At 69.5% G+C, this 25,767-nt stretch carries 15 protein-coding genes and 3 pseudogenes; 8 read left to right on the top strand and 10 right to left on the bottom strand.

The genetic code is table 11. The features are described 5' to 3' along the window. Positions 1-116: 116 nt before the first annotated feature. The 9 genes from smc to AB1046_RS00755 form a co-directional block, all read right to left on the bottom strand. Positions 117-3,953, bottom strand: coding sequence for a chromosome segregation protein SMC (gene smc / locus AB1046_RS00795; RefSeq protein ID WP_369371882.1), 3,837 nt, complete (start codon positions 3,951-3,953; stop codon positions 117-119). Between the two features lie 159 nt (positions 3,954-4,112). After that, positions 4,113-4,586 carry a nucleoside-diphosphate kinase gene (ndk, locus tag AB1046_RS00790; protein ID WP_369371881.1) on the bottom strand — a complete coding sequence of 158 codons (474 nt, stop codon included), beginning with the start codon at positions 4,584-4,586 and terminating at the stop codon, positions 4,113-4,115. 44 nt (positions 4,587-4,630) lie between these two features. Next, positions 4,631-5,071 (bottom strand): DUF4233 domain-containing protein, encoded by a 441-nt coding sequence (locus tag AB1046_RS00785; protein ID WP_369371880.1) that lies wholly within the window; start codon positions 5,069-5,071, stop codon positions 4,631-4,633. Beyond that, a complete protein-coding gene (locus tag AB1046_RS00780) occupies positions 5,068-6,750 on the bottom strand; it encodes an MDR family MFS transporter (RefSeq protein WP_369371879.1) in 1,683 nt (560 codons plus the stop codon). Before AB1046_RS00780 ends, AB1046_RS00785 begins: the two co-directional genes overlap by 4 nt. Positions 6,751-6,800: 50 nt before the next feature. Beyond that, a complete protein-coding gene (locus AB1046_RS00775) occupies positions 6,801-7,499 on the bottom strand; it encodes a TetR/AcrR family transcriptional regulator (protein WP_369371878.1) in 699 nt (232 codons plus the stop codon). Positions 7,500-7,557: 58 nt separating this feature from the next. Then, on the bottom strand, positions 7,558-8,325 hold the full coding sequence (locus AB1046_RS00770) for an HPr family phosphocarrier protein (protein ID WP_369371877.1): 768 nt from the start codon (positions 8,323-8,325) through the stop codon (positions 7,558-7,560). Continuing rightward, entirely contained in the window at positions 8,322-9,005 is a 684-nt protein-coding gene (dhaL, locus tag AB1046_RS00765; protein WP_369371876.1) for a dihydroxyacetone kinase subunit DhaL, read from the bottom strand. The genes AB1046_RS00770 and dhaL overlap by 4 nt, the downstream gene beginning before the upstream one ends. A 21-nt stretch (positions 9,006-9,026) precedes the next feature. After that, complete coding sequence (dhaK, locus tag AB1046_RS00760) at positions 9,027-10,022, bottom strand: dihydroxyacetone kinase subunit DhaK (RefSeq protein ID WP_369371875.1); 996 nt, start codon at positions 10,020-10,022, stop codon at positions 9,027-9,029. A gap of 116 nt (positions 10,023-10,138) precedes the next feature. Next, the gene (locus tag AB1046_RS00755) at positions 10,139-11,482 is read right to left on the bottom strand and encodes a folylpolyglutamate synthase/dihydrofolate synthase family protein (protein WP_369371874.1); all 1,344 of its coding nucleotides are present in this window, start codon (positions 11,480-11,482) and stop codon (positions 10,139-10,141) included. Between the two features lie 57 nt (positions 11,483-11,539). Here AB1046_RS00755 and AB1046_RS00750 point away from each other — a divergent pair, with 57 nt between their 5' ends. The 8 genes and pseudogenes from AB1046_RS00750 to AB1046_RS00715 form a co-directional block, all read left to right on the top strand. Next, positions 11,540-13,456, top strand: coding sequence for an N-formylglutamate amidohydrolase (locus AB1046_RS00750; protein WP_369371873.1), 1,917 nt, complete (start codon positions 11,540-11,542; stop codon positions 13,454-13,456). A 143-nt stretch (positions 13,457-13,599) separates the two neighbouring features. Further along, positions 13,600-14,712 carry a hypothetical protein gene (locus tag AB1046_RS00745; protein ID WP_369371872.1) on the top strand — a complete coding sequence of 371 codons (1,113 nt, stop codon included), beginning with the start codon at positions 13,600-13,602 and terminating at the stop codon, positions 14,710-14,712. A 390-nt stretch (positions 14,713-15,102) separates the two neighbouring features. Then, a complete protein-coding gene (locus tag AB1046_RS00740; protein ID WP_369371871.1) occupies positions 15,103-16,305 on the top strand; it encodes an ATP-binding protein in 1,203 nt (400 codons plus the stop codon). A 27-nt stretch (positions 16,306-16,332) separates the two neighbouring features. Then, the gene (locus AB1046_RS00735; RefSeq protein WP_369371870.1) at positions 16,333-16,536 is read left to right on the top strand and encodes a hypothetical protein; all 204 of its coding nucleotides are present in this window, start codon (positions 16,333-16,335) and stop codon (positions 16,534-16,536) included. Positions 16,537-16,822: 286 nt separating this feature from the next. Next, positions 16,823-17,059, top strand: a pseudogene (locus AB1046_RS00730) (DUF1156 domain-containing protein); the annotation flags it as partial. Positions 17,060-19,676: 2,617 nt separating this feature from the next. Beyond that, positions 19,677-19,988: pseudogene (locus tag AB1046_RS00725) on the top strand (Swt1 family HEPN domain-containing protein); the annotation flags it as partial. Positions 19,989-20,150: 162 nt separating this feature from the next. Beyond that, positions 20,151-23,141 carry an ATP-binding protein gene (locus tag AB1046_RS00720; RefSeq protein ID WP_369375525.1) on the top strand — a complete coding sequence of 997 codons (2,991 nt, stop codon included), beginning with the start codon at positions 20,151-20,153 and terminating at the stop codon, positions 23,139-23,141. A 311-nt stretch (positions 23,142-23,452) separates the two neighbouring features. After that, positions 23,453-24,934, top strand: a pseudogene (locus AB1046_RS00715) (SNF2-related protein); the annotation flags it as partial. Here AB1046_RS00715 and AB1046_RS00710 read toward each other — a convergent pair. After that, the gene (locus AB1046_RS00710; RefSeq protein WP_369371869.1) at positions 24,818-25,726 is read right to left on the bottom strand and encodes a hypothetical protein; all 909 of its coding nucleotides are present in this window, start codon (positions 25,724-25,726) and stop codon (positions 24,818-24,820) included. The pseudogene AB1046_RS00715 and the gene AB1046_RS00710 overlap by 117 nt on opposite strands. Positions 25,727-25,767: the final 41 nt, after the last annotated feature.

The raw sequence follows: 25,767 nt of genomic DNA, 5'->3' as shown, positions 1-25,767 counted from the left end.
GCGACGCGACACGCCGCACAACACGCGCGTGCGGGACAGGAGAAATCCCTCACACCTGACGCTTTTGTCCGAGGGTGCGAAAAATAACCCATTCGGGCTCGGGCTCAGGGCGAGACTCAGGCGGTGACCGTCTCGCGGTCGCCCATCCGCTGGCTGATCAGCGTCGTGACGCCGTCGCCCCGCATCGTCACACCGTAGAGCGCGTCCGCGACCTCCATCGTGCGCTTCTGGTGCGTGATGACGATGAGCTGGCTGTCCTTCTGCAGCTCCTTGAAGATCTCGATGAGCCGGCCGAGGTTCACGTCGTCGAGCGCCGCCTCGACCTCGTCCATGATGTAGAACGGGCTGGGGCGCGCCTTGAAGATAGCCACGAGGAACGCCACGGCTGCCAGCGAGCGCTCGCCGCCCGAGAGCAGGGAGAGCCGCTTGACCTTCTTGCCGGCCGGGCGCGCCTCGACCTCGATGCCCGTGGTCAGCAGGTCGTCCGGGTCCGTGAGCGTCAGCTTGCCCTCACCGCCGGGGAACAGGCGCGGGAAGATCTCGAGGAACTTGGCCGCGGTGTCCTGGAACGCCTCGGCGAACACCTGCTGCACCCGCTCGTCGATGTCGTCGACGATCTGCAACAGGTCCTCGCGGGACTTCTTCAGGTCCCCGAGCTGGTCCACGAGGAACTGGTGCCGCTCCTCCAGGGCCGCGAACTCCTCCAACGCCAGCGGGTTGACGGCGCCGATCCGCGACAGCGCGCGCTCGGCCTTGGCCAGCCGGGCCTCCTGCTCCTCGCGGACGTACGGGACCAGCCGGTCCGGCTTGGGCTCTCCGGGAGCGGTCTCCTCGCTCGGGCCGGTCTCGTCCTCGGCAGGGCCCTCCTCCGGCTCGGCACCGGCCGCCGCGACGATCACCGCGGTCGCGGCCGGGTCGTCGGGCCGCATCCCGGCCTCGTGCAGGGCACGCGTCCGGGTGATGAGGGCGTCCTCACGCGCCGCGGCGCCGCGCGGCAGCGCAGGGTCGCCCTCGTAGCGGATGGGGTTGCCCTCGTCGTCGCGCTCGACCACCGCGCGGCGCTTGCGCCCGCGTACCTCGGCCTCACCCTCGTAGACCGGGACCGGCTGGTGCGGGCCGAACTCCTCCATCAGCACGTCCGGGTCCATGCCCAGTTCCTCGGACGCGCGCGTCTGCAGCTGCTCCAGGCGCAGCACCTGCTGCGCGCGGGCGACCTCGTCCCGGTGCGCGACGTCGGTCAGCTCGCGCAGCTGGCCCGTCAGCGACTCCACGCTCCCCCGCACGGCGACCAGCTGCTCCGAGCCCGCTGCGCGGGCTTCCTCGGCCGCTGCCTTGTCGGCCACCGCACGGTCCACCGACCGTGCGATCTGCTCCAGCGCCACCGCGACCGCCTGCTGCACCAGCACGGCGCGCGACGCGTCCTGACGGCGCGACTCCTCGCGCTCGGCGGCCCGCGCTCGGGCCGCACGCTCCTGCTCGGCCGCGGCCGTCAGCGCCTGCGCCCGGCCAGAGACCGCGCGAGCCCGCTCCTCCGCGGTACGCAGCGCCAGCCGGGCCTCGGTCTCCCGACCGCGCGCCGCGGTAGCAGCGGCCGCGGCGGCATCGCGCTGGGCCTGTACCTCGTCGACCGAGCCCTCGTCGTCGGAGGGCTCCTCCTCGGCGATCGTCATGCGCTCGACGAGCGCCTCGAGCTCGATCTCGTCCTCCGCCCGGCGGGACTGCGCCTCGGCCAGGGCGGAACGGTGCCGGTCGGCCTCGGCCTGGGCGGCGCGCGCGGCCGCGCCCAGCGAACCGAGCTGCTCGGCGGCCGCGGCACGCGCGGCGTCGGCCTCCCCCAGTCGGGAGGCCGTGTCGTCGTACCGTTCCTGCGCTGCCGTGCGCTCGGCCCGCGCGCGCTCCAGGTGCGTCGAGCCGTCCGTCTCGCGGGCCGCCGCCTCGTCGCGGGCGGCCTTCGCCTCGGCCAGCGCCGACTGCAGGTGCAGCACGCTGGGCGCGGCCGCCGAGCCGCCCCAGGCCCGCGTGGCGCCCAGCAGGTCGCCGGCGCGGGTCACCGCGACCACCGGCTCGTCGCGCACCAGCGCGCGGGCGCGCGCCAAGTCGTCCACCACAACCACGTCGCGCAGGATCGTCAGCAGCGCGGCCGACGCCGGCCCGGCCACCTGCACCACGTCCGTGGCCCAGCGGGCACCGGCGGGAAGGGTGACGGCCGGGCGGGTCACAGCGTCGCCCGACGCCTTGCGGTCGGAACCGACGACGAGGCTGGCGCGGCCGGCGTCCTCGTCCCGGAGCAGCCGCAGGGCGTCCACGGCCTCGTCGACACCCGCGACGGCCACGGCGTCGGCCACCGGGCCGAGCGCTGCCGCTACCGCGTCCTCGAAGCCTGCCTCGATGCCCAGCAGCGCGGCCACCGAGCCCAGCACGCCCGCCTGGTCGGCGGCCAGGAGCGTACCGGCGCCGTCCTTGCGGTCCAGGCTCAGCTCCAGCGCCTCGACCTTCGCCTCCGCCGAGCTGCGGTCCCGCTGCGCCGTCGTCACCTGCTCCTGGAGGTGCCGCACCTCGGCCTTCGCCAGCTCGAGCACCTCGGAGGCCGCCTCGTGCGCGACGTCGAGGCTCTCCCCGTCGCCGTCGAGCCCGCCGCCGACCTCCGTCTGGAGCGCGCTGAGATCGCGCGAGGAGTCCTCCACACGCTCCTCGGCCTGGAGCAGGGCGTCGCGCAGCCGGTCCAGCTCGGACTGCGCTGCCTCGACGCGGCTGCGCCGAGCGGCGACCTGGCCGGCCAGGCGGGCCAGACCCTCGCGGCGGTCCGCGGCGGCGCGCAGCAGCGCGGCGTGCGCGCGCTCGGCGGCCTGGGCGGCCGCCTCGGCCTCGGCCCGGGTGTCGACGGCGGTCTCCACGATCTCGTGGGCCATCTCGACCTCGGTGACGAGCTCTTCCTCGCTCGCGCGGGCACGAGCGGCCTGCGCCTCGAGGTCGTCGGGGTCCTGGCCCTGGTGCGCGGGCTCGGCGGTGCCCAGCAGGCGGGCCCGCTCCCCGGCCAGCGATTGCAGGCTGCGCAGCCGCTCCCGGGTCTGGGACAGGGCGAACACGGTGTCGCCCGCCTGGCTGACCTGCTGCGACTCGGCCGACATGGCCGCTTCCAGGCGAGCCAACGTGCCGCGCGCCTCGGTCAGGGCCGCCTCGGTCTCGGCCTGGCGCTCCCGGAGGGACCGCTCGTCCGCGCGCTCCTGCTCGAGCTGGGCGGTGAGCTGGGCCAGGTCGTCGGCGAGGAGGCGCGACTTGGCGTCGCGCAGGTCGCGCTGCACCGTCTGCGCCTTGCGGGCCGCCTCCGCCTGGCGGCCCAGCGGGCCGAGCTGCCGGCGCAGCTCGGCGGTCAGGTCGCCCAGCCGCGCGAGGTTGCCCTGCATCGACTCGAGCTTGCGGAGCGCCTTCTCCTTGCGCTTGCGGTGCTTGAGCACGCCCGCGGCCTCTTCGATGAAGCCGCGGCGCTCCTCCGGCGTCGCGCGCAGCACGGCGTCGAGCTGGCCCTGCCCCACCACCACGTGCATCTCACGGCCGATGCCGGAGTCGCTCAGGAGCTCCTGGATGTCCAGCAGGCGGCAGCTGTTGCCGTTGATCGCGTACTCGGAACCGCCGCTGCGGAACAGCGTGCGGGAGATCGTGACCTCGGTGTAGTCGATCGGCAGCGCGCCGTCGGTGTTGTCGATGGTCAGGGCGACCTCGGCGCGGCCGAGCGGGGCGCGGCCGGAGGTGCCCGCGAAGATGACGTCGTCCATCTTGCCGCCGCGCAGGGACTTGGCACCCTGTTCGCCCATGACCCAGGAGAGCGCGTCGACCACGTTGGACTTGCCGGAGCCGTTGGGTCCCACCACGCAGGTGATGCCCGGCTCCAGCTCGAGGGTGGTCGCCGACGCGAAGGACTTGAAGCCCCGGAGCGTGAGCGTCTTGAGGTGCACTGGGTGAGCCTAACTGTGTCTAGGGGCCGAACGTCGGACGTACGGCGGGATACGCCAAAGCGTCCCCCTTTGTTGTGGGCGCGACCGTTGCGATCTCGCGCCCGTTTTAGGCGCAACGATCGCGCCCGCAACAAAGGGGGACGTGGAGTGAAGAGGGGGTTAGCCCAGTTCCGGGAACCAGAGGGCGATCTCGCGGGCTGCCGACTCCGGCGAGTCGGAGCCGTGCACCAGGTTCTGCTGCACCTTGGTGCCCCAGTCGCGGCCCAGGTCACCGCGGATCGTGCCGGGGGCGGCGTCGGTCGGGTTGGTCGCGCCCGCCAGCGAGCGGAAGCCGGGGATGACACCCTCGCCCTCGGCCACGACGGCCAGGACGGGGCCCGACATCATGAACTCGACGAGCGGGGCGTAGAACGGCTTGCCCTCGTGCTCGGCGTAGTGCGCGGCGAGCAGCTCGGCGGTGGCGCTCTTGAGCTCCACGGCCCGCAGCGTGTAGCCCTTGGTCTCGATGCGGCGCAGGACCTCGCCCGACAGGCCGCGGCGGACGCCGTCCGGCTTGACGAGGACGAGGGTGCGCTCGGCCACGGGCTGCGTCGTGGCCTCCGTGGGCAGGGTCTTCTCTGCGACGTCGGTCATGAGGCAACCCTATCCGGGCCGCGAGCATCCCCAGAACGTGCAGATCAGCCGACGTTGGGGGCCGTCTCCGGGTGGGCGGCGTCGTACTCCGCCCGCTCCCGGTCCACGCGTGCGCCGAGGCGCAGCGCGTAGAACCACAGCACCACGAAGATGCCGCCGACCAGGTACATCATCGGCACCAGCAGGCCCATGGCGAGCACCGGCACCTGGGCGAGGGTGCCCGCCGCCCGGCCGGCGACCGAGCCCTGGGCCCGCGACAGGATCACGAGCACCAGGGCCAGGGCCCCGCCCAGCACCCAGATCGCCGCGCTCGACTCGATCTGGAGCGGGCCGCGCCCGAACTCGTTGTCGCGCAGCGCCCACACCGCCAGCGTCGCGAAGATCACGAGGAACACCTCGAGCAGCAGCGTGGTGGACGTGAACTGCACCAGCGCGGACTTCTTGGGCTTGATGCGGTCGCCGGGGGCGGGTTGGTCCTTGCTCACCGGGTCAGGATATCCGTCTCCGTGCCCCCGGCAGTGTCGTCGGCGCCCCGGACCTCGTCCTGGACGTCTTCCTCGACCGCACCTTCCGGGGCCTTGTCGACGTCGCCCTCCATGACCGCCTCACCGCGGGCGACCATGCCGGCCTCGTTGGAGAGCTTGACCTCCTTGAGGAACAGCGCGAGCACCAGGCCGACGACCACCAGCGGCACGAGGTACCAGAACGCCGGCGCGAGGGAGCTCGCGAACGCGTCGACCACCCCGCTGCGCAGCGGCTCGGGCAGTGCTGCCACGATCTGCGGGGTCAGGCCGGAACCACCGCCCGCCGGGACCGCACCCGCCGGAACGTCCGCGAAGACGCCCTGCAGGTTCTCCGTGAGGCGGGAGGTGAACACCGTGGTGAACGCGGCGGTACCCACCGCGGCGCCGATCTCCCGGAAGAAGTTGTTCGACGACGTCGCCGTGCCCAGCTCGTGCGGGTCCACGGAGTTCTGCACCGCGAGCACGATGGTCTGCATGACGAGGCCCATACCGGCGCCGAGCACAAAGATCATCGCGCCGAACAGCCAGAGGGACATGTCGCCCTCGATCTGCGTCAGCCAGATCAAGCCGACGACCGTGATCGCCAGGCCCGCCACCGGGAACATCTTGTAGCGGCCGGTCCTGGAGATTGCGATGCCGGACAAGATCGAGGTCAGCATCAGGCCGGCCATCATCGGGAGCATCAGCAGGCCGGACTCGGTGACCCCCGCGCCGGACGACATCTGCAGGAACGTCGGCAGCATCGACATCGCGGAGAACATGCCCATGCCGAGCACCAGGCCGATGAGCGTGGTGATGGTGAACGTGCGGTTCTTGAACAGCCGCAGCGGGATGAGCGGCTCGGAGACCCGGTTCTCGATGAGGATGAACAGGCCGACCATCACCACGGTGCCGAGCAGCAGCCCGAGCAGCATCGGGTCGGACCAGTCGTAGCCGTCGTTGCCGAGCGACTGCCAGCTCGTCAGCAGCACGATGCCGGTGGTGCCGAGCGCCATCGTGAGGATGCCGCCCCAGTCGGTGGGCCGGTTCGAGCGGTGCGAGGGCAGCTTCAGGGCAAAGTAGGCGATGAACCACGCGGCGATACCGATCGGCACGTTGATCCAGAACGTCCAGCGCCAGCCGGGGCCGTCGGTGAGCCAGCCGCCGAGCAGCGGGCCGGCGACTGCGGAGATGCCGAACAGGGCGCCCATGGGGCCCATGTACTTGCCGCGGTCGGACGCCGGGATGATGTCGGCGATGATCGCCTGCGCCAGGATCATCAGGCCACCGCCACCGAGGCCCTGCACGGCCCGCCAGGCCACGAGGGACTCGAACGACTGCGCCATGCCGCCCCCGAGGGAGGCGATGACGAACAGGCCGACCGCCACCAGGAACGGCCAGCGCCGCCCGTAGAGGTCGCCGAACTTGCCGTAGAGCGGCATCGCGATGGCGATCGCCAGGATGTACGCGGTGATGACCCAGCCCTGGTGCTCGACGCCGTTCAGCTCGCCCACGATGGTGGGCATCGCGGTACCGACGATGGTCTGGTCCAGGGAGGACAGGAACATCGAGGCCATCAGGGCCCCGAAGATCAGCCAGATCGTGCGCTGGTTGAGGACTACCAGCGGCTTGTCCGGCGCCGTGGTGACGGCTTGGCTCATGGGTCGTGCCTTTCTGGGGATCGGGCTGAGGTGCCGGCGAAGAAGGGAGATCAGAGGTCGAGGTCGCGCGCGACGACGTCGATGAGCTGCGCAACGGCGTCGGGCAGGTGGGCAGCCGGGTTGCCGGCGTAACCGGAGTTCTCCCAGGCGGTGAGCGCGGTGCGCAGCATGAGCAGGACGAGCATCGTGAGCAGCTCGGAGCTGGCGCTGAACGGCGTGGTCGCACGGCGAGCCGCGAAGAGCTCCTCGAGCCGGTTCTTGTGCCGGCCCATCCAGACCATGTGCCGCTGCAGCAGGCGCGGCTCCTGCTGGGCGAGGTCCATGGCCCGCATCACCCGGTCGTGATTCTCGCCGGCCCGCTCGAGGAGGGAAGCGACCAGGGCCTGGAGATCGGTCAGCAGCCGGCCGGTGGGCCCGCCCTCGACGAACGTCCGCACGACGTCCTCCGACAGGTCGACGTCGTCCACGCCGAGCACCGCGTCGTCCTTGGACTCGAAGTAGTTGAAGAAGGTGCGCGCCGAGACCCCGGCCTCCGCGCTGATCATCTCGACGGTGACGGCGTCGAGGCCCTGCTCGGCGACCAGCTTCTGCGCCGCCTCGATCAGCGCCGCGCGGCGGGCGCGCTTCTTGCGCTCCCGCAGGCCCTGCTCAGCGGGCGTCCCCTCCAGCGCGGACACGAGCTCGCGCAGGTCGGGGCGCGGGGCGGCGTCGGCGGGCGCGACGGTCTCGCGCGGGGAGGTAGGGGCCATGCATTAATTCTTGCACCCCGCGCAAAATTACATCAACTGCAAAAAGGTGAGACGGCGGTCACACCTCGCCGAAGCCGGCGTCGATCATCTGGACGACGGTCGCCACCGCCTCCGCGGCCCGCTCCCCCGTGGCCTCCACGCGCAGCTCGCGACCCTGCGTGGCGCCGAGCGCCATGAGCTGCAGCACGCTGGAGGCGTCCACGCCGTCGATGGTCATGACCGCACCCAGCTCGGCCACCTTGCGCGACACGAGTGCCGCCGGCCGGGCGTGCAGGCCCAGCGGGTTGCGCACCGTCACGGTGCGGGAGGTCTGCGAGTCCTCGTCCGACGTCGCCGCGTTCGCGTCCAGCGCATGCGCCGCCTCGATCACGGCGAACACCCGCACCGAGGCGTTAGCCGACTCCAGCACCGCGGCCAGGCCCGCGCCGCCGTGCGCCGTGACGGCCGCGGCGACCGCACCCTCGACGAACGGGGCGCGTGCCAGCACCACCCGTTCGGCCAGAGACTCGTCCAGCTCCAACGCCGACTCGACGGTGAGCACCGAGGACCCGAGGTCGCCGAGCACGACGACCCCGCCGCCGTCGGGCGAGGCGCCCACCGGTGCGCCGTCGTCGGCCCCGTTGACGGACCCGCCGTCGGCCAGGAGTGTCAGCACCTCCGCAAGACTCTTCTGGACCGCGTCGAGCGAGGTACCCAGCCCGCCGTCGGGCCCGCCGCCTACGCCGCGGATCAGGACGTCGGGCGCCATCTGCTCGGCCAGCTCCACCACTCCGCGAGCCAGGTCTGCGGAGTGGGAGACGAGGACGAGGGCCACACGCGCCGTCATGCCGCGGTGCGGGGGTCGGCCGGGGCGGGCCCGGACAGGGCCGCGGCCATCGCCGCGCCCAGGACCAGCGCAGTGGACCGTGCGCCCGGGTCCTCGTGCCCAGCGCTGCGCTCACCGAGATAGGAGGCGCGGCCCTTGGTGGCGATCAGCGGGATGGTGCCCGTCGCTGCCTTGTCCGCGGCCTCGGCCGCGGCCCGCAGGACGTCGACCTCCGAGCCGCCGTCGCGTGCCGCGGCCTCCGCCGCGTCGACCGCCGCCTGCCAGGCGTCGACCATCGTCTTCTCCCCCACCGTCGCCTTGCCACGCGAGGACACACCCTCGAGCGCGGCCTCCAGCACGGCGACGACGGCCGGCTGGTCGATCTCGGTGCGGCCCGACACCTTGGCGGCCCGCAGGTAAGCCGTGCCGTACAGCGGGCCGGACGCGCCGCCCACCGTGGACATCAGCGTCGTCGCGACGAGCTTCAGCACGTCGCCGACGGTCCGCTCGTCGGCGGCCCCGGGCTCGGCCGCGGCGTCGTCGAGCCGCGCCACCACGGCCTGGAAGCCGCGGTGCAGGTTCTCGCCGTGGTCGCCGTCGCCGATCTGCCGGTCGAGCTCCGTGAGCTCGTCCTTCGCGTCCGCGATCGCGTCCGCCGTCCGGCGAACCCATCGCTCCGCCCAGTCCGCGTCCAACGCCATTTCCGAAGACCTTTCCTTATCTCACCACCGGAGTGCTGCAGTGTTCACCGGCGCGTCCCAGAGGGCCTCCAGCTCGTCGTCCAGCCGGAGGACCGTGACCGATGCCCCCTGCATCTCGAGGGACGTCACGTAGTTGCCCACGAGCGAGCGAGAGACCGTCACGCCGCGCTCCTCGAGAAGGCGCCGCGCTCGACCATAGACCACGTAGAGCTCGGACAGCGGCGTGCCCCCCATACCGTTGACGAACAGCAACACTCGCTCGCCCCTGGCCAGGGCGAGGTCGTCGGCGACGGGGGTGACGAGCATCTCCGTCACCTCGTCGGCGCTGGCGGCCGGCACCCGGTGGCGGCCCGGCTCGCCGTGGATACCGATCCCCACCTCGATCTCGTCGTCGGGCAGGTCGAAGCTGGGCCGGCCCACGTGCGGCACGGTGGGTGCGGCCAAGGCGACGCCCATGGTCCGGACGTTCGCGATGACTCGCTGCGCGACGGCGGTCACGCCCGCCAGGTCGACGCCCCGGTCGGCGGCCGCGCCGGCGATCTTCTCGACGGCGACGGTGCCGGCCACGCCGCGCCGTCCGGCGGTGTAGAGCGAGTCCTCGACGGCGACGTCGTCGTTCACGAGCACCGAGGCGACCTGGATGTCATCTGCCTCGGCGAGCTCCACGGCGGTCTCGAAGTTGAGCACGTCGCCCGTGTAGTTCTTGACGATCGTGAGCACCCCGGCGCCGCCGTCGGCCGCCTGGATCGCGGGCAGGATCTGGTCCGGCGTCGGAGAGGTGAACACGGCGCCCGGGACGGCGGCGTCGAGCATGCCGTCGCCCACAAAACCCGCGTGCAGTGGCTCGTGCCCCGCCCCGCCGCCGCTGACCAGCCCCACCTTGCCGGTCACCGCACCCCCGGCGCGGCTGACGAACACGGGCAGGGTACTGACCCGGACCAGGTCGGAGTGTGCGAGCGCGAAACCGGCCAGGGAGTCGGCGACGGCGTCGGCAGGATCGTTCAGCAGCTTCTTCACGGCGGCCTCCTCGCGGGGCGGTGCGGCCCGGCGACGGCGCCGGGCCCACGGACAAGTCCCCTCAGGTTCATGTAACACCACGTGGTCGGCGGGAGTACAGCCTCGCCCTGGTGCAGTCAGCCGCGGCCGACCAGGATGCGGGTGTCGGCGACCGTGACGACCGACCCGGTGACGAGCACTCCCGTGCCGACTCCGCTGCCGTGCCGGTCGGTGGCCTCGGCGAGATCCGTCGCGATCTGCAGCGCCTCGTCCAGGCGGCCGGCCACGTGCACGCGCTCATCGCCGAAGACCTCCCGCGCCACCTCCGCGAGATCCTCCGGGTCCGCCGACCGGTCCGAGGAGTTCCGCGTGACGACGATCTCCGCGACCGTGGGCTCCAGCACGGACAGGAGCCCCTCGGCGTCCTTGTCGGCCATGACGGCGACGACGGCCACGATGTGCGACAGGTTGAACGACTCCTCCAGCGCGTCCACCAGGGCCTCGGCGCCGGCGGGGTTGTGCGCGACGTCGACCACCACCGTGGGGCTGGTCCGCACCACCTCGAGGCGACCGGGCGCGTCGACGTCGCCGAACGCCGCCTCGACGATCTCCGCGCCGAGCGCGCGCCCGCCGCTGATCAGGGCCTCGGTGGCCGCGAGCGCCAGCAGCGCGTTGTGTGCCTGGTGGGCGCCGTGCAGGGGCAGGAAGATCTCGGTGTAGAGGCCGGCGGGTGTGCGCAGGTCGACCAGCTGTCCGCCGACGGCGATGCGCCGGTCCGCGACCTCGAGGTCGATTCCCTCGCGGATCAGGTGGGCGCCCACCTTCTGGGCGCGGGCGAGGATCGGTTCGATGGCGGCGTCGAGCTGGTCGGCGATGACAGCGACGGCGCCGTCCTTGATGATGCCGGCCTTCTCGGTGGCGATCTCGTCCAGGGTGGAGCCGAGCCAGCGCTCGTGGTCCATGGCGATGGGGGTGATGACGGCGACCTCGCCGTCGACGACGTTGGTGGAGTCCCACCGGCCGCCCATGCCGACCTCGACGATCGCGACGTCGACGGGCGCGTCCGCGAACGCGGCGAACGCCATGACGGTGAGCACCTCGAAGAAGCTCAGGGCAGGCCCGCCCTGCTCCTGGGACTCGCGGTCGGCGACGCCGATGTAGGGCGCGACGTCCTCGAACACCTCGACGAACCGCTCCTGGGTGAGGGGCTCGCCGTCCACGGCGATGCGCTCGGTGACGCTCGTGAGGTGCGGGGACGTGAAGCGGCCGGTGCGCAGGCCGTGCTCGCGCACGAGGCGCTCGACCATGCGGGCCGTGGAGGACTTGCCGTTGGTCCCGGTGATGTGGACGGTCCGGTAGGCGCGCTGCGGGTCGCCGAGCAGCTCCAGGACGCGTTGGACGCGGGCCATGGTGGGGTCGATGTCGAATTCGGGGGCACGTGCCGCGATCTCGCGGCGTACTGCTTCAAAGGCTTCGTCCACGTGACGAGGATAGGGTTCCGGAATCAACGTTGCCGATCTCGTGCGGGGGCTCAGTAGGTGTCGGACGAGCAGCAGACGTCGAACGCGGCCGACGACCTCGCGGCCCGCTGGCTGGGTTTCGAGCAGATCTTCAGCCAGGACAGGTACGAAGGCGGGAACCCGCCCTGGCCGCCGTCGATCGCCGAGAGTGTGTCGGAGCCGACACCGGGCCTGTTCGAGATCATCGGGTCCACGTACCCGGACATCGTGGTCACCGCCGCGCATGCGACCAACCATGAGCGGGACGGCGCCACGAAGGTTGCGGACCGAGGGACTGGCGGTCTTGCCGTACTCCTTGCGCAGGTGACCGGCTGCACGGCACTCGTCGCGCTGAGCACGCCGGGGGATGCGAACTACGACGAGGAGCATCCGCTCAAGGAACGCCTGGCCGCGCTGCGGCCGACAGCAGTCATCGACCTGCACGGTATGCGCAGCCGGGCGGAGTCCGACGTCGACCTCGGTACCGGCACGGGACCGGCGCCCGCCCCTGTCGTCGCCGCCCTGGACAGCAGCGACCTGCGTGTCACCACGAACGCGGTGTTCGACGCCATGCGTCCGACCACCGTCACGTCGTTCGCCCAGGAGCGCGGTATCCCGGCGGTGCAGATCGAGATCGGAGCACACCTGCGACCACCGTCGGGGAAGCCCCCAGCGCTAGCCGATCTCGTCTCTGCCTTGGTCGCCGCCCTCGAGCAGCTGACCTCTCCGACGTCGCCCGGCCTGGCGACCGTGCCACTCAAGATCGCCTCGGGGCTGCCGACCGCCGTCGTGCACCCCGACCTGCTGCCCGGGACGAACGGGCCAGTGCCCATCACGGTTACCGCAGACGACCACGCCACCGTCGCCTGGGCATGGAGCGCAGCGGCCGACGGGATCCCCGAAGCGGCCCGCAGCATCTCCCCCGGCCAGGTCGGGGTGAGCCGCCGGCTGCGCGCCGCTGTGAGCGGTGCGATGTCGGTCTCGGTGCAGGTGCCGCCGATCAAACAGCTGTCCACGTATTCCGCCTTGGTCGACGACATGCCGAGCGCGGACGAGGTGCAGGTCAACCCGGCGGACATCAAGCCGGGCACATATCTCCTGGTGCAGGGCGGCGTCACGGCCTGGGTGCAAGCGGTGCCGCGTGACCACGTCCGGCCGGGTACCGTCCGGCTCGCATACCAGCTCCGGCTCCTCACGGCCTCCGACCGCGCAACCGACAACCAGCTCGTAGCCCTTGTTGCCGCTGCGCCCGACGTGGTCAGGCACGGCGTTCAGGCTGACCGGCTCCAGAGGGTGAACGACGCCGTCGACCGCACCATGGAACGTTTGTGGCGCGCACTCTTCCGCGCCCCGGAGTTCTCCGCCCGGGTAATTCAGGCGCACGCCGGCGACGACGGAACTTCGATCGTCACCCTCCACGCCGCGGTCTTCGATCGCATCGGTATCGAGTCGGGTCAGCAGGTGCTCGTCCGGTGGGGTGGTCGCGAGGTTGTTGCGCTCGCGGTCGCAGACCACGACCCGCCGACATCGGGGTCGCCGACCCAATCGATGAAGGACATGCAGCGCGTCAACCGCCTGTGGCCCGACCTGCCCGAGGGGATATCGCCACACGTAACGGTCCGCATGTCGACGCGTCTACGTGATCAGCTGGGCGCGCCGGTGGCGACGGTCGTCACCGTGCGTCGTCGGCTGCGGCCGGTGCTGGTGGGAAACCTCAACTCCCTGGTTGTCCCGCTGGCCAGCCTGGTCCTGGCGGGCGCTGCGCTGCCCGACCCCCATTGGGGGGCCTTAGGCCTCGGCACGGCACTGATGTCCGTGTTCGCTCTGGCACGCTTGCGGATCCCGCAACCACGAAGCCGTGCGCGAGTCGACAAGCACTGGGTGGAGCAGATGGCGGAGCCATCCGGTACCCCTGGTCCTGAGCCTGGTCGAGGCGGTGAGAGGGTAGTCAGGTGACCGCTCAGCACCTTCCCGGAGACACTCCTTTTTTCGAGGAGTGGAGCAACAAGCGACCTGACACGCGCCGGTCCCTGGAACGTGCGCGGGCAGTCGGCCAGGTCCTCGGTACGTGGGACAACACGCCGCCTGTGCTTGCGGTCGTGGGTTCCAAGGGCAAGGGGACGACGGCGGTGCACGCGGCCGCAACGCTCTCCTCCGGTCAGGTTGCGGACCGCCTTGCCCACGTCGGGCTGGTCTCCTCGCCCGGCCTGCGGACGAACCGGGAACGGATGCGGTTCGACGGCATGGCCATCCCAAACGAGGAGTACGAGCAGGTCGCCCAGTCGCTGGCCCGGGCTCGGGCGTCGGTCCCGCCGTCGGGCCTTGGGTACCTGTCACCCACCGGGTCGTTCACGATCACGGGTGCTGCCTGGGCTGCAGCTCGGGGCGCAGATGCGCTGGTGCTGGAGGAAGGGCTCGGCGGACGATCCGACGAGGTGAGCCTGTTCGAGCCTCTCGTGGTCGCGGTGACGAAGGTGTTCTACGAGCACGGCGAGCAGCTCGGCCCCACGCTGGATGATGTGGCGCGGGACCTGCTCGGTGTCGTCGGGCCTGCGACGCGGACGATCGTGACGGTCGCTCAGGACGCAGAGGTCACGGCGATCGTCGAGGAGACCGCAGCGAAGTTCGGAACACGCATCGTGACCGTGACCCCGCAAACTCCGACGTCGGCACCTGACCGGCTCGCACCGATCACCCGGCTGAACGCCGCGGCCGGAGAGGCGGCCGCCCGAGCGCTGGCCTCCGTTCTCGGCTGGCAGGTCGACGACAACCGGGCCGCAGCCGCACTGGTGAGCGTGCGCGTTCCCGGTCGGCTGAGCCGACACACGCTCGGAGACGTGCCCGTGATGATCGACGGCGCGATCTCACCCGAGGGTGTGGCCGCCACCGTGGCGGACTACCTGCGGCGGCATGGCCGCTTGGACACGGTGGTGGCCAGCTTCCCCGATACCAAGGACGTTGCGGCTTGCTTCGCGGAACTTCGGGGTTTCGAGCGGGTGATCCCGTCACGAGCAGACGACTACCTGACGTTCACCAAGGCCGAGGCCCTGCACGACAACGTCCTGGACGCACGAACCGCACTCACGCTGGGTGTGGAGACCGCCCGCGCCGAGGGCGGTGGGTGCTTGATGATCGGGACCCAGTCGTACGTGGGCGTCGCGCTGGACGTGGTGGGCGCGGAGACGGAGCGGGCGTTCACGCCACCGGCCTGATCTTGACGACGTCGCCGATGTCCTGGCGTTGACCCGGCGTCGGACTCCCGTCCGACTTTCATAAGTATACTTATGATAAGTACACCTATGAAAGCGAGCGCCATGCCGAACCTGCGCCGGCCTACCGAGATGTTCGACCGTGACCGTGAGTGGCGTGCACTCAGCGCGTTCGCCCAGGACGCAACGTCAGGGGCGTCACTCGGCATCGTGTCCGGGAGACGGCGGCAGGGCAAGACCTTCTTGCTGCGCGCCCTCTGCCAGGCGACCGGCGGCTTCTACTTCGCGGCCGAAGAGGCCACCGACACCGAGTCCCTGCACCTCATCGGCGAGGCCCTGGCCACTCACCTCGGCGCGCCCGCTCCTCTCTCGTTCCACGACTGGAACGAGGTCGTGGACGTGCTGCTCACACTCGGCAAAGACGGTCCAACCCCGGTGGTCATCGACGAGTTCCCGTACCTGGTGCGCGCGAACCCGCGACTCCCCTCGATCATCCAGAACGCGCTGGCTCCCCTGCGTAGGGAACGCGACGAGAGCCGGACACGGCTGCTCCTGTGCGGGTCTGCGATGTCATTCATGGGACGGCTGCTCAGTGGGGGCGCTCCCTTGCGCGGTCGGGCCGCCCTGGAGCTGGTGGTCCCGACGCTCGATCACCAGCTCGCCGCCCAGTTCTGGGACGTGAAAGACCCTGTGACGGCTCTGAAGGTGAACGCGATCGTCGGGGGTACTCCCGCTTATCGGCGAGAGTTCGCTCGCGATGACACCCCACAGGGGCCCGAGGACTTCGATCCGTGGGTCCTGCGCACCGTTCTCTCACCGACAAGCCCACTGTTCCGCGAAGCGCGCTACCTTCTCGCGGACGAACCAGACCTGCGCGATACCGCCGTCTACCACTCTGTCCTGGCCGCCATCGCATCCGGAAATACGACGCGGGGTCACATCGCCTCCTTCCTCGGGCGCAAAGCGGGCGACCTCGCCCATCCTCTGACGGTCCTCGAGGACTGCGGGCTCGTCGTCCGAGAGCCTGACGTGTTCCGCAGCAACCGAACGAACTTTCGGATCGCCGAACCGCTCATCACCTTTCATCACGCCGTCATGCGCCCCATCTGGTCCGACCTGGAGCACACGCGCGACGCCTCACGTCTGTGGCGTGCAGCGCAACGCCGCTTCACCGGCAACGTGCTGGGACCACACTTCGAGCACGTCGTACGCCATTGGGTCAGGCACCTTGCGCCCGAAGACCTGCTGAGCGATCTCCCGAACCTTGTCGGGGCAGGTGTCGTTAATGACCCCGCAGGTCGTACGAGCCACGAGATCGACGTCGCAGCCTTCGGACACAACGACAGCGACGGGTCCCGACCCCTCCTGGCGATCGGTGAGGTCAAGTGGGGCGACGTCATGGGCCACGGGCACGTCGACCGGCTCGTGCATGTTCGCTCGTTGCTCAGCGCACAGGGAAAGCCGGGTGCCGCGACCGCACGGCTGCTGTGCATCAGCGCTGCAGGATTCACGCCAGACCTGCGCGAGCGCGCCGAGACGGACGAGGACCTCGTGCTCGTTGATGCGGCAGACCTGTATGCGGGCGCCGAGCCCTAGCTCGGCAGTGCTTTGTACTCTCTCCGGATGACGCAGCAGATCATCACAATCGGCACGTCGGCGGGTATCACGCTCTCGCTAGCGGACATGAAGGCGCTCGGCCTGTCGGTCGGTGACCCGGTCAAGGTCACGGCACGCCAGGGAGTACTTGAGATACGTGCCGCAAGCAAGTACGCGCATCTCTCGCACGAGGAACTGATGGCGCTGGTCGACGCGAGGTTCGGACGGTAGTTCGCGACGGCGCTTACGCGTTCCCGATGAGCGGTCATCCCGCCCCGAATGACAAGGGTGCTGGACGCTCGGACCGCGCTCGCTGGCGGGGTCGAGGCGGCGGGTGCCTCGTGATCATCGGGACCCAGTCATACGTGGGGCTCACGCTGGACATGGTGGGCGCGGAGACCGAGAGCGCGTTCGGTCAACAGTTGGCGTAACCGGTGATTCCAAGGGGCGAAATCGGCCGATACCTCTCACCCGGCATTTTCTACATGACTCGGACTAATGATCCTATCTTGAAACGATGGCCGGGCATCGTCGCCGCAAGCTCATCGAAGTCTCAATCCCACTCGAAGAGATCAACGCGGAGTCGGCGCGCGAGAAGTCGATCCGACACGGCCACCCCTCTACGCTCCACCTGTGGTGGGCCCGCCGCCCGCTCGCGGCAGCTCGCGCAGTGCTGTTCGCCCAGCTCGTAGACGACCCGATCGACGATCCCGCGTTTCCGGACCGGGAGAGTCAGAAGGCGGAGCGCGAGCGCTTGCACGCGATCATCCGGCGCCTGGTGAAGTGGGAGAACATTGGCGACGAACGTCTCTACGCCGAGGCGCACGCCGAGATCATGAGATCCACGGGCGGAAACCCGCCGGCGATCCTGGACCCGTTCGCCGGCGGCGGCACCATCCCGCTGGAGGCACAGCGCTTGGGCTTGGAGGCACATGCGAGCGACCTCAACCCTGTAGCGGTTCTGATCAACAAGGCGCTCATTGAGATCCCGCCGAAGTTCGCCGGCCAGGCGCCGGTCTCCCCTAACGCCGAGCAACGCACCACGGGGTGGCCGCGCGCCACCGGCCTTGCCGAGGACGTACGCCGCTACGGCGCATGGATGCGGGACCGTGCGGCCGAGCGAATCGGGCACTTGTACCCCAAGGCCCAGGTCCCCGTGCTCGATGCCGCCGGCAAACCCACCGGCAAGAACACCGAGGCCACGGTGATCGCCTGGATCTGGGCTCGCACCGTCACCTGCCCCAATCCCGCATGCGGAATTCAGATGCCGCTGGTGCGTTCTTGGTGGCTCGGCAAGAAGAAGGGCAAAGAGGCCTACGTCGTCCCGATCGTGGTCGACGACGACATGGTTCCCTCGGGCAGAAGTATCAGGTTCACGATCGCCCACGATCCCATGAAGGTACCGACCATCGCCGACGACGGGACTGTCGGGCGCCGAGGTGCTACCTGCATTGCGTGCGAGACGGCGGTCGAACTCAAGCACGTGCGCGCTGAGGGCCGAGCAAGACGACTCGGTGCGCAACTCATGGCCGTCGTCGCCGAGGGCAAGCGCGAACGCGTGTACTTGGAGCCGACTGAGTCGCATGCGAGCAGAGGGGACCTGCCGCGTCCGAATAGCACGCCGATCTCCGAGATGCCTGCGCAAGCTCCTAGTTTCCGAGTTCAGGTGTATGGCATGACCCAGCATGCGGACCTGTTCACCAACCGGCAGCTCACCACGCTCACCACATTCAGCGATCTCGTGGCCGAGGCTCGCGAGCAGATTTACAAGGACTCGATCAGTGTCGGCTTTCCAACCGGACTTCGCCTCGCCGACGGCGGAACGGGCGCGGAGGCGTATGCAGACGCCGTTGCGACGTACATCGCATTCGCCATCAGCCGAGCCACCAACAAGTCGACAGCTATCTGTTCTTGGGACAGCAGCCCGAAGATGGAAGCCGTTCGAGGACTCTTCGCACGGCAGGCGATCCCTATGGCGTGGGATTTCGCCGAGGCCAATCCCTTCGGTAACTCGTCAGGTGACCTCATTGAGGATTTGAACTGGGTCGCTCGCGCCGTCGACAAGGTGCCAGCGCTCCACGGCGGCCACGCAGAACAGGCCGACGCTTCGACCCGCGACTACTCGGATGTACTGATTGCCACGGACCCGCCTTACTACGACAACATCGGCTACAGCGATCTCTCCGACTTCTTCTACGTCTGGCTTCGTCGGGCACTGCGCCCGATCCACCGAGGTCTCTTCAGCACCATGCTGGTCCCAAAGGACGAAGAACTGGTCGCCAACCCATACCGACACGGCGGCAAGGACGCAGCCGAAAAGTTCTTTGAGTCTGGGTTCGAGCACGTATTTGGCCGCGCACGCGCCGCGGCGAGCCCGGACTACCCGATCACCGTCTTCTATGCCTTCAAGCAGGCCGAACTGGAGAAGGAGGGCGTGGCCAGCACCGGCTGGTCAACGTTCCTTGAAGGGATGATTCGCCAGGGCTGGACCATCACCGCTGCATGGCCGGTCCGCTCCGAGATGGGCAATCGCATGATCGCGAGCGGCACCAACGCCCTAGCTTCTTCCATCGTCCTAGCTCTCCGCCCCCGCGAGGCAACAGCCCCCGCCACTGACCGCTCCGGTTTCCTCGCCGCACTGCGCGCCGAGTTGGAGGAGACGCTTCCAAAGATTCGCGAGGGCGCCATCGCTCCCGCCGACCTGCGACAGACCATCCTTGGCCCAGGCATGGCCGTGTATTCCCGGTACAACCGAGTGCTGGAGTCGGACGGCAGCCCTCTGTCTGTGAAGACCGCCCTATCCCTCATCAATCGCACGTTCGATGCCTTCGAGTCTGAGCAGGACAGCGACCTCGGTGCGGACACTCGCTTCTGCCTGGACTGGCTTGCGTCCTACGGCTGGTCCACCCGACCGTTCGGCGACGCCGAGTCCTTGGCCGTCCCGCTCGGCATCAGCGTGGAAGGCGTAGCGCGCGGCGGCGTCATAACGTCCGGAGGTAACAAGGTCACCTTGATCAAGCCACAGGCGCTCGACCCCACCTGGGACCCGTCCCGCGACGACCGGATCTCCCTCTGGGAGGCGACCTGCCAACTCGCCCGCGCCTACGCCACCGACGGGCGTTCAGGGGCAGCCCAGCTCATGGCCGCGATCGCCGAACATCCTCAAGCCAACATCTCACTGGAGGACGTCCAGCGCCTCGCCCTGCGCCTGTACGAGCTGTTGGAGTCCAAGGACGCAACGACCGCCGGCCTCTTCAACGGGCTGGGCGGTGCCTGGGCCGACATAGTCGCCGGCTCCGCACCCTCCAGCCCGCGCCCGTCCAGGGCGGCTTCGACTTCGACACCGCGCGCGACACAGAGGGGGACCACTGATGACCACCCTGACGAACCGCGAGAAGGCGATGCGCGGGCTGGACCACCTGCGGACCGGCATCGAGCCCTGGATCGACATGCGCATGACCGCACAGGTCGCGGCGGGCCAGGACTGGGTAGTGCTCATGGCCGCCGCCGACTCGACACGGTTCGGCACCACCAGGACGTACTCACGGGACGACGTGCGGTTCCTGCTACGCGTCATCACCGAGCACTGGCAGGTGTTCCGGAACGACCTGTCGCGGGCCCAGGCGGCCCTCGCCTCGGAGCTCCGGGAATCGTCCAACGCGACGTTCCACGGCGAGAAGCTGTCCAGCGACGACACGCACCGCATCCTCGACACGGCCGAGCGTCTGCTGCAGGCCATCGGCGCCGTCGACGACGCCGCGGCCGTCGCCGACCTGCGGCAGATGCACCAGCGCGAGGTGTTCGAGAAGCAGACGCGCAACGTCCTGCGGCAACGGACCACTGCGGTGGCCGCGACCGCCACCGTGGCCGGGACCACCATCAAGCCATGGCGCGAGGTGATCACACCGCACCGGGACGTGCTCACCGGCAGGTTCTCGTCCTCGGAGTTCGCAGCCGACCTGCACGCCGTCGCCACGGGCACCGCCCGGGACGCTCCCGAGTACACCGACCCCACCCAGTTCTTCGCGCGCACGTTCCTGACCAGCGGGCTGAATGAGCTGCTACGCCGGGCCGTACAACGGCTGGCCGGGCAGTCCGGCAGTCCGGTGGTGAACCTGCAGACGCAGTTCGGCGGCGGCAAGACGCACTCCATGCTCGCGCTCTACCACCTGTTCTCACGGACGCCGTCGCACACCCTGACCCAGGGCGTACAGGACCTGGTCCATGAGGCACTGCCCGATGCAGAGTTCTCCGACAAGGTTGATCCGCTCGGCGACCTCGACGTACGGCGCGTGGCCCTGGTGGGCACCTGGCTCTCTTCCGGCCAGCCCAACACCAAGGACGGTCGCCCCGGAATCCGGACCCTGTGGGGCGAGCTCGCCTGGCAGCTAGGCGGTCCCGACCCGACCGATCGGCTCGTCGCCTACGAGCGGGTCCGGAGCTCCGACGAACTCGGCGTACCCGCCGGCGAGGCGCTGAGCAGCCTGGTGCAGGACACGATCGCGGCGGGCAGCAAGATCCTGGTGCTCATCGACGAGTGGGTGGCGTACGCCCGGCTGCTGGTCGGCCGCGACGACCTGCCCGCTGGCACCTTCGAGGCCCAGTTCACGTTCGCCCAGCACCTCACCGAGCTGGCCAAGACCACGCCTGGGATGATGCTGGTGGTCTCCATCCCGGCGTCGGACACCCTGGACAATGGAGGCGGTGGATCCGCGCTGGAAGTCGGCGGACCTAACGGTATGGCGGCCCTGGAGCGGCTCCAGCAGGTCGTCGGGCGCACAGCCGACGACTGGCGCCCGGCGAACAACGTGGAGTCGTTTGAGATCGTGCGCCGCCGTCTGTTCGAGGAGCCCGATGCCGCAGCCTTGGCCGACATCGCCGCCGTCTCCAAGCAGTACATCAAGTTCTATCGCGACAACACCGGGATGTTCCCGTCCGACACCACCACCGGCGGGTACGAGGCTCGTATCCGAGCCGCCTACCCCGTGCACCCTGAGCTCTTCGACCGGCTCTACGAAGACTGGTCCACGCTCCCCAAGTTCCAACGCACCCGCGGCGTGCTGCAGCTCATGAGCCACGTCATCCACGCGCTGTGGGTCTCCGACGACCGGTCGCCCTTGATCACGCCGGGCACCGTGCCGATCGGCACACCGGAGGTGACCGGAGAGATCACCAAGCTTCTCGACGACTCGTGGAAGACGGTTGTCGAGGCCGACGTCGACGGCGAGACCTCCACCCCCGCCGCGATCGACGCCGAACGCCCCTCGTTCGGCAACCGCGCGCTGACCCGCAGGATCGCCCGGACTGTGTTCGTGGGATCCATCGGCACCGTCGGCACCGCACATCGTGGTCTGGACAAGCAGCATGTGCGGCTCGGTACCGCGGTGCCGGGCGACGCCCTCAGCCATATCGGAGACGCCCGCGAGCTGCTGGGACAGCGCGCCACCTACTTCTACGAGGACGGCGACCGGTACTGGTACGACAGGTCCGCGTCCGTGACCCGGCTGGCCGCCGAGCGAGCCGCGGGGTACCCCGAAGCAGACGTCCACGCGGAGATCACCGACCTGCTGCACCTGGATGCTCGCACCAAGGACGCGTTCTCCGGAGTACACGCCGGGGTCCAGGACACCGGCGAAGTACCGGACGACGGCGGGTTACGTCTGGCAGTGCTGCATCCCCGGCTCACGTGGTCCCAGGAGAAGACATCGTCGGCCGCGGTATTCGCGGCAGAACTGCTCACCCGGTCCGGCACTGCCCAGCGCCGCCATCGGAACATGCTGATCATCGTCTGCGCCGACGCAGGACGCATGCCGGACCTGGACGGCGTGATCCGCGAGTACATGGCCTGGCGGTCGATCGCCGACGACCCTGAGTCGTTGGCGCTGACGATCCCGCAGGCCAACCAGGCCCGGACGCGGGTCGCGCGGCTCAAGGCTGCGGTCGACGTTCGCCTGCGCTCCACGTTCACCGCGGCTCTGGTCCCCGCGCAGGAAGCGGCTGGACATCCAGAAAACTCCTTTGTCCGCATCGGGGAGGGGCGCGGGATGCTGGCCGAGCGGGTCGCGGAGAAGATCACGTCCGAGGGTCTCCTGGTCCGCCAGCTCGGGCTCGCCCTGTTGCACATGCGGCTGACCGGCCCCCTGTCGAGTGCCTGGGCAACCGGTCACGTGCGCATGAGCGACCTGTGGTCCTGGTACACCGAGTACCCCTACCTACAACGACTCACCGCGCGGTCAGTCCTCGAAGATGCGGTGCTCTCCGTATCCAGATCATTCATGTGGCAGGACGAGGGCTTCGCGCTGGCGGCCGGACTCGATGAGTCCACGGGGAGCTACATCGGTCTCTGGATTCCCGGCGATGTACCTGAACCAACGATCGTTCCTGACACGTGGTACCTGGTCCGGCCCGACAGAGCAACGACCCAACGAGCCGGAGAAACCGCTGTCGCCACGGCCACGGGCGCACCGTCGCTCGCACCGCGAGGTGCACCCAGCGATGCGGGCGCCATCGCTCGCCCGGCGATGGTGCCCAGCGAGCCGGCGGGCCAGGGCGACCAGTCCGCTGTCGGACAAGGGGCAGGTGGCACGCGCCCCGGCGAAGTGATGCGCCGGTTCTACGGGACAAAGACTCTCGATCCCGTTTCCTACGTCAAGGACTGGAATCTGCTCCGCGAGGAGCTGATCAGCGCGCTGACCGCCGCGGACGGCACGGCAATCGAGATCACCGTGGACATCCAGGCGACCAACCCAGGAGGGTTCCCGGAGCACACGATCCGTACCGTCCGTGAGAACGCGGACACACTGGGGCTGGACCAGAAGGGGTTCGAGAGCCAGTGACAGATACGACGCCATCGGCTGCCGAACCTGTACCGACCACAGGGCTGGAGGCTCTCTTGCCGGGGGTCCGGGTGCGCGGCGTAACCGGGAGCCCGGTCACGGTGATTGCCACACGATGGATCGGAAGGTCGGCGGTGCAACTGACCTATCGCGAGTCGAACGGAGTGCCGGGAGACGCAGTACTGCGCCGATCGGACGAACCGCGTCTGAGCATCGAACCACCCGCCGGGCGCGCCTTCGACGCGGATCCTGCGGACTGGCGCCTGGCGGCAGAGGCGCTCCGTATCCGGTACGCGGCGGCGTACGACCCGATGCTGGCAGTGTCCACGTCAGACATGGATCCGCTCCCCCACCAGCTGAGGGCCGTGTACTCGGAGGTGCTGCCACGTACGCCGCTGCGCTTCCTTCTCGCGGACGATCCCGGGGCTGGCAAGACAATCATGGCCGGCCTCTACATCAAGGAACTTGACCTACGGGGAGACCTGGAACGGTGTCTGATCGTCGCTCCCGGATCACTGGTCGAGCAGTGGCAGGACGAGCTGGCGCAGAAGTTCGACCTGCGGTTCGAGGTTCTCACCAAATCAGCGGTCGATGCGGCTCGGACGCCCGGGGACGTGTTTGCAAAGCATCCGCGCCTGATCGCCCGTATGGACCAGCTCTCCCGCCACCAGGGGCTGCTCAACGCCCTGGAGCGGTCCGAGTGGGACCTGGTGGTCGTGGACGAGGCACACCGCATGTCGGCGAGCTGGGCCGGGCAGGAACTCAAGCAGACCAAGCGGTACCAGCTGGGAAAGCTCCTCGGCGACGTGGCGCGACACCTGTTGCTCATGACCGCGACACCGCACTCCGGGCACGCTGACCAGTTCCAGCTCTTCCTCGCCCTGCTGGACGCCGACCGGTTCGAGGGCCGCCCACGCGGCGACGAGCCGCTTCCAAGCCCCGACGACCTGATGCGACGCATGCTCAAGGAGCAGTTGCTCACGATGGACGGTCGTCCACTGTTTCCCGAGCGTCGCGCGTACACCGTGCCCTACGACCTCTCCGCGGGCGAGAGTCGGCTGTACGAGGAGGTGACGGACTACGTCCGCACAGAGATGGGCCGCGCCGACCGGCTGACGTCGGACGGGCAACGCCGCAGCACCGTCGGGTTCGCGCTGACGGTGCTGCAGCGGCGACTGGCGTCGAGCCCCGAAGCGATCCTGCGGAGCCTGGAGCGACGGCGCGATCGGCTCAACTCTCGTGTCGACGAGATCGACGCCTCCGGCGCTCGGATCGCCGTCATGCCCTCCGCTCGCACCGTGGGCTGGGACGTCGAGACGATCGACGATCGGCTCGACGACCTGGACGCCGCGGAGCTGGAGGACCTAGAGGACGAGGTGCTCGACGCGGCGACGGCTGCCCGCACTGTCTCAGAACTACGGGCAGAGATAGTCACACTGGGCAACCTAGTCAGCCTGGCACAGCAGGTGCGCCAGTCGGGGACCGACCGCAAGTGGACGGAGCTTCGCTCGATCCTCACCGAGCAGGGCGTGGTGACGACGCCCGGTGGGGAACCGCGCAAGCTGATCGTGTTCACGGAGCACAGGGACACGCTGACCTATCTGGTTCGACAGGTCGCCACGCTGTTCGGCGATCCCGGCGCCGTGGTGTCGATCCACGGCGGGGTGTCACGTGACTCACGCCGGAACACGACCGAGCGGTTCACCCAGGACCGGAACGTGCGGGTCCTGATCGCGACCGACGCAGCGGGCGAGGGCCTGAACCTGCAACGGGCGCACCTGATGGTCAACTACGACCTGCCGTGGAACCCGAATCGAATCGAGCAACGGTTCGGACGCATACATCGCATCGGACAGACCGAGACCTGCCACCTGTGGAACCTGTACGCCACCGGGACCCGCGAGGGTGACGTCTTCAGCCGGTTGCTCACCAAGGTGGAGCGGCAGCGCAGAGACTTCGGCGGGCAGGTGTTCGACGTCCTGGGTGAGGCGTTCGAGAACCAGCCCCTGCGCCAACTGCTGCTGGAGGCGATCCGTTACGGCGACCGGCCGGACGTGCGCGCCAGGCTGGAAGAGGTGATTGATGCCGCCGTCGGCGACGGGATCGAGCAACTGCTGGCCCAACGAGCCCTCGACGTCGAGACGCTGACGCTCGCGGACTCGGCGGAGATCGCCCGGCAGCTTGAGCTGGCACAGGCTCGCCGGCTTCAGCCGCACTACCTGAGGGCGTTCTTCCATGCCGCCTTCAAGCGTCTCGGCGGCCGAATCTCCGGGCGCGAGGCCGGGCGCTACGAGGTCACGCGTGTCCCCGAACGTGTGCGCCATGCAGGCACGGGCACTGGTGGCCACCTCGTCCTGAACCGGTACGAACGGGTGTGCTTCGATCGCGGCGAGATTCGCCGACCAGGCCGCCCACAGGCGGAGCTGCTCGCCCCAGGTCACCCGTTGCTGGACGCCGTCGTCGACCTCACCATCAAAGACCTCGGTCCCATGCTTGAGCAGGGCACCGTGCTCTTCGACGCCGATTCCGAGGCGACCGAGCCGTGGTTGCTCGTCGCTACCACCGAGTCGATCAACAACGGACACGGCGCAACCATCTCCCGGCGGTTCGCTTATATCGAGCTCAC

The sequence above is a fragment of the Promicromonospora sp. Populi genome (assembly GCF_041081105.1).
Classification (GTDB): Bacteria; Actinomycetota; Actinomycetes; order Actinomycetales; family Cellulomonadaceae; genus Promicromonospora.
Note: the sequence above shows the minus strand (reverse complement) of the source record. Positions and strands in the feature narration are given on the sequence as shown.